A 12,913-nucleotide genomic window follows, 5' to 3' on the forward strand; every position below is an offset into this window, starting at 1 on the left:
AATCAGAGGAATGTAGCCTACGGAGTTGGAGCGGTTTTACTATATGCTTTAGTTAGGAAATAGAATAGATAATTTGATGCCCACTGAGGATGAATTTTCTTGGTGGGTTTATTTTTTTTATTTATATTTTTTCAAAACCGTCAGATTCATTACTTTCTCAAGGCTATTAGGTAGAGGGTCAAAAAACACTCTCGGAAAGAGGTGATAAAGATGGAACACAATTTGAAAATCAGTGTATCCAAGAAGGCAAAATCAGATGGTATTCTTTCTTGCCGTAGTATTAGTGTACGAGAACGTATTCTATGCTTCTTCCTCGGAAGAAAACAGAAACTCACAATTCTTGTACCCGGTGACAACGTGAAAGAAGTTTCCATTTGTACGGTTAAGGAAGGAGGTGCGACATCGTGAGTAAAGTAAGCGAATTATCCATGCTCGTGGATGAACTCAAAAAGTGCGGCGAAACCTTGGTACGTATTTCCGAAGAACTGGCTGATTTGTTCAGCAGTGGAAAGGACGCAATGCAGCCTGTAAAAAAGACTGCTGTTAAGAAGAAAACCAACGAGGAGCCAAAAGCTGAAGTGCCGGAAGAAAAAGCACTCACGTTGGAAGATGTCAGAGCCGTGTGTGCGGATAAATCCCACAAAGGCTATACGGCAGAAGTCAAAGCAATCCTTACAAAGCATGGTGCAGAAAAGCTGTCCGGGATAAATCCAGCAGAATATAAGGCACTGCTTGCTGAAGTGGAGGTACTTGGGAATGCCCAATAAACAGAAGGTGAATTGTACTGTAGGTGCAAGAGAGACCGGTCTGGACCACGCAGTCTTATCAGCATCCTCCAGTCACAGGTGGCTGGAGTGTCCGCCATCGGCATTGCAGTGTGCTAAGGTCGGTGACACCACAAGCGAGTTTGCAATGCAGGGCACCGATGCCCACAGCCTTTGCGAACGCAAACTGAAAACAGCACTGGGGCAGAAATCGAAAGATCCAACAGAAAACCTTACTTTCTTCGATGAAGAAATGGCGGACTGCTCGGATATGTATGCCCAGTATGTGATGGAGCAGCTTGCTGTGGCAAAAGAAAAATGCAAAGACCCTATTGTTCTAATTGAACAGCATCTTGATTTTTCCAAATGGGTGCCGCAGGGCTTCGGCACCGGAGACTGCGTGATTGTTGCAGATGAAACGCTGACCGTCATTGATTTTAAGTATGGTGTCGGAATTTTGGTGGATGCAGAAAAGAATCCTCAGATGATGTGCTATGCACTGGGAGCCTTACAACTGTTTGACGGTATCTATGATATTGATTCGGTGACCATGACTATCTTCCAGCCAAGGCGGGATAGTGTCAGCACATACACCATTTCCAAAGAAGAACTTCTGAAATGGGCGGATGAAGTGCTGAGTCCAACAGCACAGCTGGCGGCAAAGGGTGAGGGTGAATACAAAGCCGGAGACCACTGTCAGTTCTGTAAGGTAAAAGCCACCTGCCGCAAGAGAGCCGAATACAACCTTGAACTTGCGCGTTACGATTTTGAGATGCCTTCCACCCTTGAAGATGATGAGATAGAGGCCATTCTTTCAAAAGTTGATGCACTGGTATCTTGGGCAGGCGATATCAAGGAATACGCTTTGCAGCAGGCAGTCAGCGGCAAGGGGTGGAAAGACTGGAAGATTGTCGAAGGACGCTCCAACAGGAAATATGTCAATGAAACCGCTGTGGTGGATACGGTTAAGGATGCCGGATATGACCCATATGAACATAAGGTTCTGGGTATTACGGCAATGACCAAACTGCTCGGCAAGACAAGATTTGAAGAACTGCTCTCCGGCTTTATTGAAAAGCCACAGGGCAAGCCAACCTTAGTACCGATGTCGGACAAGCGTCCGGCTATGAATACAGCAGCAAACGATTTTAAGGAGGACAAATGATATGTCAAAAAATTATACGAACCCTACAAAGGTAATCACAGGAGTAAAAACACGCTGGTCTTATGCAAATGTATGGGATGCGAAATCCATCAACGGCGGCGCACCGAAATTCAGCGTGAGCCTTATCATTCCTAAGGACGATACAGTAACCGTCAATAAAATTAAAGCGGCTATTCAATCTGCTTATGAGGAGGGTCAATCTAAGCTTAAGGGAAGTGGCAAAACTGTGCCTGCTCTTTCCGTACTTAAGACACCAATGAGGGATGGCGATTTGGAACGTCCTGATGATGAAACCTATGCAAACAGCTACTTCATCAATGCAAACAGTGCAGCTACTCCGGGCATCGTAGATGCAGACCGCCAGCCTATCATCGACCGCAGTGAGGTATACAGCGGTGTGTATGGCCGTGCCAGCATCAACTTCTATGCATTCAACTCCAACGGCAATAAGGGCATTGCCTGTGGTCTTAATAATCTCCAAAAGATTAAGGACGGAGAGCCGCTTGGCGGCAAGAGCCGTGCCGAGGATGATTTTGCGACCGCTGATGATGAGGACTTTTTAGCGTAGGGGGGATGAAAGATGTTCAGTTATGAATTTCAAAAGCAGTTAGTAGTTTCGGCAGGAGCTATTTTCATCTATGTAATTGCTGTCTATACTATTTTGGACTGTGCCAATATGGTTATCAAAGAAATTTACAAATTAGGAAAAAACGCAATTGCTAAGTTGAAGGAAAAAGGCTATTTAAAATAATACACGGGCGGTAGAGGGAAACCTTTACCGCTTAAATTTTCATAGGATGGTGATGAAATGAAATATATAAGTATTGATATAGAAACGTATTCAGATGTTGATTTACAGAAATGCGGCGTATATCGTTACACGCAGTCAGCCAATTTTGAAATTCTGTTGTTTGGATATGCCGTTGATGGCGGTGCGGTTCAGGTGACAGACCTTGCTTGCGGCGAGAAAGTTCCTGTAGAAATTATTAAGGCACTGACAAATGACAGCGTGACAAAATGGGCATTTAACAGTTCGTTCGAAAGGGTCTGTCTTTCGGTATGGCTGCAAAGAAACTATCCGCAGTATTTCAGCAGTTACAGCATCGATGAGGATTCAGTAAGAGATTACCTTGACTCGGTGGCATGGAGATGCTCCATGGTTTGGTCGGCATACATGGGACTGCCGTTATCTCTTGCCGGAGCAGGCACGGTACTTGGACTGGAAGAACAGAAGCTGAAGGAAGGCAAAGACCTCATTCGCTACTTCTGTGTTCCTTGCAAGCCGACTAAGGTAAACGGCGGCAGAACACGCAATCTGCCGGAGCATGATATGGAGAAATGGAATCTGTTCAAGTTCTATAACCAGCGGGATGTCGAGGTTGAGATGTCTATACAGGACAGGCTGAAAAAATATCCTGTACCGGACTTTGTTTGGGGCGAATACCATCTCGACCAAGAAATCAATGACCGAGGGATTGCCCTTGATATAGATGTAGTGAAAAATGCCATTGCTTTTGATGCAAAGTCAAAAGCAGAGCTTGCAGAAAAAATGCAGGAACTGACTGACCTTGATAACCCCAACTCTGTGGTGCAGATGAAGCAGTGGCTAGCAGACAACGGTCTGGAGATGGACAGCCTTGGAAAAAAGGAAGTGGCACAGGCGGTCAAAACCGCTCCTAAGGAACTGACGGAGGTCCTGCTACTGCGGCAGCAGTTATCCAAGTCCTCCGTAAAAAAATATCAGGCGATGCAGAATGCAGTCTGTGAGGACGGCAGGGCGAGAGGGATGTTTCAATTTTATGGTGCCAACCGTTCCGGCCGCTGGGCAGGCAGAATGATACAGCTTCAGAACCTTCCTCAAAACCATATGCCGGATTTGGAACAGGCGCGAGGACTTGTGGAGTCCGGCAATTACGATGCAATAGAACTTCTGTATGATGATATCCCTGATACCCTGTCACAGCTTATCCGCACAGCCTTTGTGCCAAAGGACGGCAATAAGTTTATTGTTGCAGACTTTTCTGCAATTGAGGCTCGTGTGCTTTCATGGCTTGCAGGTGAAGAATGGCGAACCGAAGTATTCACAAGCGGCGGTGATATTTATTGTGCATCTGCATCTCAGATGTTTAAAGTTCCTGTTGAAAAGCATGGTGTGAACGGTCATCTAAGGCAAAAAGGAAAAATAGCAGAATTAGCACTTGGATATGGCGGATCAGTCGGTGCATTAAAGGCTATGGGCGCATTGGAGATGGGACTTGCAGAGGAAGAATTGAAACCCCTTGTAAATGCCTGGAGAGCATCCAATCCAAACATCGTAAAGTTCTGGTGGGATGTTGACTCTGTTGTTAAGAAATGCATCAAGGAAAATAAGTCACAGAAAACTAATAATATTGAGTTTCATTGCATGAGTGGAATGCTATTTATAGTTCTCCCTTCTGGCAGACAACTTGCCTATGTAAAGCCTCGTATCGGTGAAAATATCTTCGGTGGTGAGTCTGTGACTTATGAAGGTGTAGGTGGAACGAAGAAATGGGAAAGAATTGAAAGTTATGGACCAAAATTTGTAGAGAATATTGTTCAAGCAATCTCTCGTGATATTTTGATGTATGCCATGAAGACACTCCGAACGTATAACATAGTGGCTCATGTGCATGATGAAGTTATCATTGAGGCAGAACCTCGAATGTCCATAGATAGCGTATGTGAGCAGATGGGCAGAGTTCCTCCCTGGGCAAAGGGGCTACTCCTTAATGCCGATGGTTATGAATGCGATTTTTATAAAAAAGATTAGTAAAAACATCAGATTTCACCTCCCGCCGTGGCTACCAGGTAGGAGGTGTTTTTTTATGAATGTTATTGAAGTGAAAGATGGCTGCCCTATCAAGGGTGAGATTGAACAGATGACAGATGAGCAATTACAAAATGAATACAACTTTTATATAGCAGAGAGCATTGTCGCTATGCTGCATAGAGAAGGCAAAATTACAGATGACGAAATTCACAAAATATCAGCATTAAACCGTCAGAAGTTCTCTCCAAAGTTAGCTGGGATTATGCCATAAAACCCTTGCTATTAGTGGCCTTTTGAGTGATATATGTAATGACAGAAAGTGAGGTGAGATGATGAAAAAGATAACAAAAATAAATGAATTGGAGAGATCACTATTATCTAAAACGAAGATTCGAGTTGCAGCCTATGCTAGAGTTTCAACAGATAGTGATGAACAGCTTGTAAGCCTTAAAGCACAGCGAGAGCATTATGAAACTTATATTAAATCCAACTCAGAATGGGAGTTTGCAGGTCTCTATTATGACGAAGGTATATCAGGAACCAAAAAGGAAAAACGACCAGAACTTCTTCGTATGATACGTGATTGTGAGAACGGGAAGATAGATTTTATTGTTACTAAATCAATTAGTCGGTTTGCCCGTAACACAATGGACTGTCTAGAATTGGTAAGAAGTTTGATGGATATCGGTGTTTATATTTATTTTGAGAAAGAAAATTTAAATACAGGTGACATGGAGAGCGAGCTAATGCTTTCTATCCTCTCAGGTTTTGCAGAAGAAGAGTCTGCATCAATATCACAAAATACCTCATGGTCAATTAATAAGAAATTTCAAAATGGTAGTTACATTATTGGCAGTCCTCCTTATGGTTATGCCAATGTAAATGGTGAGATGGTTATTGTTCCAGAGGAAGCTGAAGTAATAAAACGCATTTTTGCAGAATGCCTTTCAGGTAAAGGTGGAAGTATCATAGCAAAAGGCCTGAACAGAGATAAGATTCCTGCAAGAAGAGGCAACCATTGGAGTCCGGGGACGGTGATTGAAATGCTCCGGAACGAAAAATACAAAGGTGATGTCCTTTTCCAGAAGACATATACGGACAGCAACTTCAACCGTCATATTAACAATGGCGAGAAGGATCAGTTTTACTGTAAGAATCACCACGAACCTATTATCAGCAGAGAAGTATTTTCTAAGGCTCAAAAGCTGATAGCAGAAAGAGCAAAGAATTGTAATAAATCCATTGCTAAGAATACTTATCAAAATAGATATGTATTAAGCGGCAAAATCATCTGTGGAGAGTGTGAATCCACGTTTAGGAGAAAAACAAACTACTCTGCTGGCAGAAGTTATATCGCCTGGAGCTGCATAGGGCATATTGAAGACAAGAACAGCTGCTCCATGCTATTTATTCGGGATGGAGAGATAAAGGCAACCTTTGCCACCATGATGAATAAGCTTGCCTACAGCAGAAAGGTTATCCTTGGGCCACTTTATGATGCTATAAGTAAAAACCAAGAAGAGTGCGACCTTGAAAGAATTGATGCCATCGATAAGCGAATGGAGCAATTGACCGAAGAGCGCAATACGCTTATTGGCCTTATGACGAAAGGCTTTCTTGAACCAGCACTTTTTAGCAAAGAACGAAATTCACTGGATGGCGAAATAAAAAAGCTAACCACTGAGAAGACAAACCTGGTCATGTCATTTACAAGTGGAACATCACGGGCAGATGAGGTAAAAGCGCTTCTTGAGTATGTGTCGAAAGATAAGTTTGATGGAAACTATACAGATGAGGCGTTTGAAAAGTTTGTAGAAAACATCATTGTAAATTCAAGGGATGAACTGACATTTAAATTAAAATGTGGGCTTTCTCTTAAAGAAAGGGTGGTGAGGTAAATGGCCTATGTTCCATACGGATATACAATTACGGAAGGACTTGTTGCTGTCGATGAGAAGGAAGCAGAGCAGGTGAGGATGTTCTTTGAAAAATACATTTCAGGACTTTCCCTTGCTGTGGCCGGTGAACAAGCTGGTATTCAGAAGACACATTCATCCATGGGGCTTATTTTGAAAAATATCAGCTATCTTGGTAATGATGTGTATCCTGCAATCATCGATAGAGAAACATTCGATAAAGCTGAAGAAGTCAGAAATAAACGTGCGAAGGACTTAGGAAGGATTGCAGAGCTTGCAGCATTCACATCTCCTTCACCTATAGAACGATTCAAGATGAAAAAATCAGAAGGTAAACTTCCAGATGATCCAGTAGCACGAGCGGAGTACCTGTATAGTCTGATAGAAAGTGAGGTTTAAATTGGCCGAGAAAAACATAACTGTAATTCCAGCACGAAAAAGGGTGGGAAGTACAGCCGCAAAAGAAAAAGTAAAAAAACTGCGTGTTGCTGCTTATTGCCGTGTTTCTACAGAAACTGAAGAGCAGAACTCCAGCTATGAGGTGCAGGTTGCTCATTACACCGAGTTTATAAAGAAAAATGCTGAATGGGAGTTTGCAGGCATATTTGCAGATGACGGCATTTCTGGAACGAACACGAAAAAACGAGAAGAGTTCAATCGCATGATTGATGAATGCATGGAGGGGAACATCGATCTGGTTATTACAAAGTCTATCAGTCGATTTGCTAGGAATACTCTGGATTGCCTAAAATATATTAGGCAGCTCAAGGATAAGAACATATCCGTATTTTTTGAGAAAGAGAACATCAACACAATGGATGCCAAGGGAGAGGTGCTTCTGACCATTATGGCATCTCTCGCGCAGCAAGAAAGTCAGAGCCTTTCTCAGAATGTTAAACTTGGACTGCAGTATCGATATCAGCAAGGGAAAGTCCAGGTCAACCACAATCGATTTATGGGGTACACAAAAGATGAAGAAGGAAACCTAATAATTGTTCCTGAAGAGGCTGAAATCATTAAGCGCATTTACAGAGAGTACCTTGAGGGCAAAAGCCTAGCAGGCATTGGTAGGGATCTTGAGAAGGACGATATTTTAACAGCTGCAGGAAAACCAAGATGGCGACCGGAGACCATAAAGAAGATTCTCTTGAACGAAAAGTATATCGGTGATGCCCTTTTACAGAAAACCTTCACCGTGGATTTCCTTACAAAGAAAAGAGTCAAGAATGAAGGACATGTCCCACAGTATTATGTTGAGAATAGTCATGAGGCAATCATTCCAAAGGAACTATTTTTACAGGCTCAGGAAGAACTTCATCGCAGGAATAATATTTACACAGGAGCAGATAAAAACAAAAGACTCTATAGCAGTAAATACGCTTTGAGCACCATAACCTTCTGCGGGGATTGCGGGGACATTTACAGACGGGTGTATTGGAATATACGCGGTAGAAAAGAGTTTGTATGGCGATGCGTTACGAGAATCGAGCAAGGTCCTGAAACGTGTAAGAACCGCACGGTAAAAGAAGGAGATTTATATGATGCGGTTATGACTGCCATTAACAAACTCCTTGCCGGTGGTGATAACATGATAAGAACCTTGGAAGAAAACATCCACGCGATAATTGGCGACACCACAGAGTACAAAATTTCAGAGATAAACACCTTACTTGAAGAAAAGCAGAAGGAAGTAATCAAGCTGGCCAATAAAGGTCAAGACTATGAACATCTAGCAGATGAGATAGATAAGCTCCGTGAAGATCGTCAGAGCCTTCTTGTGGAAGATGCATCCATAAGTGGAGAGAATGAGCGGATAGACGAGCTGATAGGATTTATACGCAGGAACAAATATCGCACCCTACTATATAACGACACGCTTGTAAGGAAGCTCATCCAAAACGTCACTGTGTACGAAGACCACTTTGTGGTAAGTTTTAAATCTGGCATTGAAATTGAAGTATGAAAAACGGATTAAATAGCCCATGACTCATAAAAGAGTTGTGGGTATTTGTGCTACTGACATGGATCAATAATAAACCAATGATTATTCGGTTGAGGTATAAAATCGAAGGATTTTATTGTTGATGAAATAAATTTCCGAGTTTGGTAATACTTATGTAAAGAAAGGTTGTGAATGTATGAATAAAGAAGAGAAAAATGCTCTTTATAAAATTATGTATAAAAGATATTTATTAGACATGCTCATGAGAAGTAGTGAAGAACATATTGACTTAGAAGTTATGACTGAGACTGAATTTGTAAAAATGAAGTTACTATCGTGCAGGTTTAGTGTTGACATTCTAAGTATATTTTAGTATACTTGTAAATAATACTTAGAATGAAGTGTTACTTTATGAAAGCAGTCACTTATCAAGGACATAAGAAGATGAAGATGGAAAAAGTGGGATTGTCAAGTAAAGTGTGTAAATTACTTTAAATTGAAACCTGATATTTTCGTACCATGGTGCCAATCCGTTCGTCAATAACCAGCTGATTCATCACTATGGCCCAATTGCGAATGGAGTGACCGTGCCATTTTTGATAAAGTTCCTTAATCCGTAAATAAAACACCTTAAAAACGGCTGTTTCATTGCTGAAAGCGCCCTGTTTTGTGACCTTGCGGAAACTTGAGTTGACGCTCTCTATGGCATTGGTCGTGTACATGACCCGACGCACATCGCTGCCATAATTAAAAAGCTGTTCCACGTGCCGAAAATTGTCTTTCCACACGCGGATGGCACCGGGATACTTGGCCCACACATCACAGAACCGTTCAAATTCAACCTGTGCTCCTTTCAGGTTGATTGCCCCATAGAGATTTTTCTCAGCTGTGCCGTAAAGGCTTTGTAATCCTTACTGGGCACGTATTTCAGAGAGTTTCGGATTAGATGTACCATACAGCGCTGCACCACAACATTCTTGAATATAGCTTTAGCACCATCTTCAAGACCACTGACACCGTCCATTGAAATAAAACCGATGTCCTGGACACCGCGTGATTTTATTTCATCGAATATCTGCATCCAGCGATGTTTGCTTTCTGTATCTCCCATCCATAAGCCCAGAACATCTTTCCCACCGTTTAGATCGTACCCCAGGATAACGTACACCGCCTGGTCAGAAACACCCTGCTCGGTACGCATAGAAACGTATATGCAATCCACAAAAATAAATGGATAAAAAGCTTTCAGCGGTCGGTTCTGCCACTCATTCAATTCATCTAAGACACAATCGGTAATGTTAGAAATCTGTCCTGCTGACAGTTTGAATCCATAGATGTCATCGATCGTTGACGAGATGTCACGCTGGCTCATGCCACGGGCATACATGGCAAGCACTTTACCCTCCATCGAGGAAACATCGGTCTGCCGCTTTGGCACGACCTGCGGTTCAAAAGAACCCTCTCGATCACGAGGAACATCAATCGGGACTTCACCTGCGGATGTTTTGAGGGTCTTATGGTTGTAGCCGTTACGGCGATTGGTTGTTTCCTTTTCGCCACGTTCATTGTTGTCATAGCCGAGATGATTTTCCATTTCACCATTCAGCATGGCCTCAAACATAGGCCCGAAAACATCTTTAAGAGCGTTTTGCATATCTTCCACGGTCTTTGGCTTATATTCACTGATAATGGCTTTAGCAAGGGATTCACCCCGTGTGGGCTGTTTCTTTGACATAAAATTATTACCTCCGCATGTGTTTGACATCCCCGAGGGGGAGTATCGTTTAATCTGTTGCTGACTTACTTACACAGTTTATTATACACTCCCGAAAAAGTTGAAGATGCTAAGATTATTGAAACACCTGATGAAATTATAAAGATAACAGCATCTGGGATTTGTGGTTCAGATTTACATTTATATCATCAAGGTGATTTATTCATGGAATCATGGTTAAATCATTATCCTAGAAAGGTACTTGGTTACGCATCTTCCTTTGATGTGTTCTACCAGTACACCTCATCCCACGCTGCCTGATTCCTCTACCATTTTCACTTCCTCCCCTACCTGTTCTCTGGTGTCACTGTATTTTGGTCATGTTTGGAGTTTGTTGCATTTAAATTTGACATTAGGCATTTAATTGTTGCCTTAAGTATTTCTAAAATTTTTTAGAGGTGATATGTATGAATAACGGATATTTCAATAATGATTTTGATTCAATTTTCAGAAGAATATTCCAAGATATGCAAGAATCTGTCAATAGTGGTACTAAAAGATATTATATCAATGGCAAAGAAGTTTCTCCGGAACAATTAGCACAATTACGACAGCAGCAAGGTGGGAATTCTGCTGAGCAAAACGCGCATGCATTTCAACAATCTAATTCTCAAAGACAAAATGATGAAGGTAATTATTTAGATCAAATTGGCCGTAATTTAACACAAGAAGCACGCGATGGTTTATTAGACCCAGTAATTGGTCGTGATAAAGAAATCCAAGAAACTGCTGAAGTCTTAAGTAGACGTACTAAAAACAATCCTATTTTAGTTGGTGAAGCTGGTGTAGGTAAAACAGCTATTGTTGAAGGTTTAGCACAAGCTATAGTTAAAGGCAATGTACCATCATCTATTAAAGATAAAGAAATTATCTCAATAGATATTTCTTCCTTAGAAGCTGGTACACAATATCGTGGTGCTTTTGAAGAAAATATTCAAAAATTAGTTGCAGCTGTTAAAGAAGCGAAAAATATTGTGTTATTCTTTGACGAAATCCATCAAATTATTGGTTCAGGTTCAACTGGCAGTGATTCTGGTAGCAAAGGGCTATCAGATATTATTAAACCTGCATTAAGTCGTGGTGATATTTCAGTTATTGGTGCAACTACACAAGATGAATATCGGAATAATATATTAAAAGATGCTGCATTAGCACGTCGTTTTAATGAAGTACTTGTTAATGAACCAAGTGCTGATGACACTTTTAATATTTTAAAGGGTATACGTGAAAAATTTGAAGAACATCACCATGTTGAACTACCAGATGATGTATTAAAAGCTTGTGTAGATTTATCCATTCAATATATTCCTCAACGTTTATTGCCAGATAAAGCTATTGACGTACTAGATATTACTGCAGCTCACTTGTCAGCACAAAGTCCCGCAATAGATAAAGTGGAAATTGAAAAGCGCATTGCACAATTACAAGATGATAAAAGTAAAGCCGTGAGCAATGAAGAATATAAAGAAGCTGACAAAATCCAAAAAGAAATTAAAGAACTAGAAGATAAACTAAAAATTAGCAATGTTGCACATAATACTAAAGCTACTGTAAAAGACGTTTTAGATTCAATTGAACGTTTAACTGGTATCCCTGTATCTCAAATGGATGCAAGTGATATCGAAAGATTGAAAAATATTAATAAGCGTTTAAAAGATAAAATTATTGGTCAAGATAGAGCTGTTGATCTTGTCTCTCGTGCAATTCGTCGTAACCGTGCTGGATTTGATGAGGGCAACCGCCCAATTGGTAGCTTCCTTTTCGTAGGTCCTACAGGTGTAGGTAAAACAGAACTTGCAAAGCAGTTAGCAATTGATTTATTCGGTAATAAAGATGCATTAATTCGCTTAGATATGAGTGAATATAGTGATCGAACTGCTGTATCTAAAATGATTGGAACAACTGCTGGTTATGTAGGTTATGATGATAATTCAAACACATTAACAGAGAAAGTTAGACGTAACCCGTATTCAGTTATCTTATTTGATGAAATTGAAAAAGCGCATCCACAAATCTTAACTTTATTACTACAAGTTATGGATGATGGTAACTTAACAGATGGTCAAGGTAATGTCATTAACTTTAAAAATACAATTGTTATTTGTACTTCTAATGCTGGCTTTGGTGATGGAAATGAAGAGTTTGATGATATTATGGATGAAATGAAAAAATACTTCCGCCCTGAATTCCTTAACCGTTTCAATGGTATCGTTAAATTCGATCATTTAGGTAAAGATGCATTAAAAGACATTGTGAACTTATTACTACAAGATGTTCAAAAAACATTAGATAAAAAAGGAATCACAATGGACGTTACACAAGATGTTAAAGATTGGTTAATTGATAAAGGCTACGACGAACAAATGGGTGCGCGTCCGTTACGTCGTGTTGTTGAACAAGAAGTACGCGACAAAATCACAGATTACTACTTAGATCATACAGACGTAAAACATGTAGATATCGTACTTGAAAATGATGAAGTAATAGTTAAAGGTAAATAAACTGTTACACTAAATAAAGAAATTTATATTAAAAAAGAGTTTGGAATATAAATCAAAAAC

The 12,913-nt window shown here is 40.7% G+C and carries 11 protein-coding genes and 1 pseudogene; 11 read left to right on the forward strand and 1 reads right to left on the reverse strand.

Going from position 1 to position 12,913, the window contains the following annotated elements; genetic code table 11:
• Window positions 1–210: 210 nt before the first annotated feature.
• From NXG62_RS01805 to NXG62_RS01850, 10 genes are read left to right on the forward strand one after another with little or no spacing between them, the layout of a single operon-like run.
• Window positions 211–408, forward strand: coding sequence for a hypothetical protein (locus NXG62_RS01805; protein WP_118005354.1), 198 nt, complete (start codon window positions 211–213; stop codon window positions 406–408).
• Window positions 405–767 (forward strand): hypothetical protein, encoded by a 363-nt coding sequence (locus NXG62_RS01810; protein ID WP_427113328.1) that lies wholly within the window; start codon window positions 405–407, stop codon window positions 765–767. Before NXG62_RS01805 ends, NXG62_RS01810 begins: the two co-directional genes overlap by 4 nt.
• Window positions 757–1,929, forward strand: coding sequence for a DUF2800 domain-containing protein (locus tag NXG62_RS01815; protein WP_427113329.1), 1,173 nt, complete (start codon window positions 757–759; stop codon window positions 1,927–1,929). Before NXG62_RS01810 ends, NXG62_RS01815 begins: the two co-directional genes overlap by 11 nt.
• Before the next feature lies 1 nt (window position 1,930).
• Window positions 1,931–2,497, forward strand: a complete 567-nt coding sequence (locus NXG62_RS01820; protein ID WP_293727261.1) for a DUF2815 family protein — start codon at window positions 1,931–1,933, stop codon at window positions 2,495–2,497.
• Window positions 2,498–2,509: 12 nt separating this feature from the next.
• Entirely contained in the window at window positions 2,510–2,680 is a 171-nt protein-coding gene (locus tag NXG62_RS01825; RefSeq protein ID WP_288204307.1) for a hypothetical protein, read from the forward strand.
• Between the two features lie 57 nt (window positions 2,681–2,737).
• Window positions 2,738–4,720, forward strand: a complete 1,983-nt coding sequence (locus tag NXG62_RS01830) for a DNA polymerase (RefSeq protein ID WP_427113330.1) — start codon at window positions 2,738–2,740, stop codon at window positions 4,718–4,720.
• Window positions 4,721–4,775: 55 nt separating this feature from the next.
• Window positions 4,776–4,991 (forward strand): SHOCT domain-containing protein, encoded by a 216-nt coding sequence (locus tag NXG62_RS01835; protein WP_313568148.1) that lies wholly within the window; start codon window positions 4,776–4,778, stop codon window positions 4,989–4,991.
• 58 nt (window positions 4,992–5,049) lie between these two features.
• The gene (locus tag NXG62_RS01840) at window positions 5,050–6,618 is read left to right on the forward strand and encodes a recombinase family protein (protein ID WP_427113331.1); all 1,569 of its coding nucleotides are present in this window, start codon (window positions 5,050–5,052) and stop codon (window positions 6,616–6,618) included.
• A complete protein-coding gene (locus NXG62_RS01845) occupies window positions 6,619–7,035 on the forward strand; it encodes a hypothetical protein (protein WP_427113332.1) in 417 nt (138 codons plus the stop codon).
• A gap of 1 nt (window position 7,036) precedes the next feature.
• Window positions 7,037–8,599: a recombinase family protein gene (locus NXG62_RS01850; RefSeq protein ID WP_427113333.1), complete on the forward strand. Its 1,563-nt coding sequence runs from the start codon at window positions 7,037–7,039 to the stop codon at window positions 8,597–8,599.
• A gap of 470 nt (window positions 8,600–9,069) precedes the next feature.
• Here NXG62_RS01850 and NXG62_RS01855 read toward each other — a convergent pair.
• A pseudogene (locus NXG62_RS01855) lies at window positions 9,070–10,313 on the reverse strand (IS256 family transposase).
• A gap of 446 nt (window positions 10,314–10,759) precedes the next feature.
• On the opposite strand from NXG62_RS01855, the gene NXG62_RS01860 reads away from it, so the two are divergent.
• Complete coding sequence (locus tag NXG62_RS01860; RefSeq protein ID WP_427113334.1) at window positions 10,760–12,853, forward strand: AAA family ATPase; 2,094 nt, start codon at window positions 10,760–10,762, stop codon at window positions 12,851–12,853.
• Window positions 12,854–12,913: the final 60 nt, after the last annotated feature.

Origin of the sequence: Megasphaera sueciensis, assembly GCF_050219315.1 — a bacterium.
Lineage (GTDB): Bacteria > Bacillota > Negativicutes > Veillonellales > Megasphaeraceae > Megasphaera_A > Megasphaera_A sueciensis.

Coding starts and splice junctions, on each gene's coding strand:
- NXG62_RS01805 (WP_118005354.1), top strand. CDS start 211: ATGGAACACAATTTGAAAATCAGTGTATCCAAGAAGGCAAAATCAGAT.
- NXG62_RS01815 (WP_427113329.1), top strand. CDS start 757: ATGCCCAATAAACAGAAGGTGAATTGTACTGTAGGTGCAAGAGAGACC.
- NXG62_RS01820 (WP_293727261.1), top strand. CDS start 1,931: ATGTCAAAAAATTATACGAACCCTACAAAGGTAATCACAGGAGTAAAA.
- NXG62_RS01825 (WP_288204307.1), top strand. CDS start 2,510: ATGTTCAGTTATGAATTTCAAAAGCAGTTAGTAGTTTCGGCAGGAGCT.
- NXG62_RS01830 (WP_427113330.1), top strand. CDS start 2,738: ATGAAATATATAAGTATTGATATAGAAACGTATTCAGATGTTGATTTA.
- NXG62_RS01835 (WP_313568148.1), top strand. CDS start 4,776: ATGAATGTTATTGAAGTGAAAGATGGCTGCCCTATCAAGGGTGAGATT.
- NXG62_RS01840 (WP_427113331.1), top strand. CDS start 5,050: ATGATGAAAAAGATAACAAAAATAAATGAATTGGAGAGATCACTATTA.
- NXG62_RS01845 (WP_427113332.1), top strand. CDS start 6,619: ATGGCCTATGTTCCATACGGATATACAATTACGGAAGGACTTGTTGCT.
- NXG62_RS01860 (WP_427113334.1), top strand. CDS start 10,760: ATGAATAACGGATATTTCAATAATGATTTTGATTCAATTTTCAGAAGA.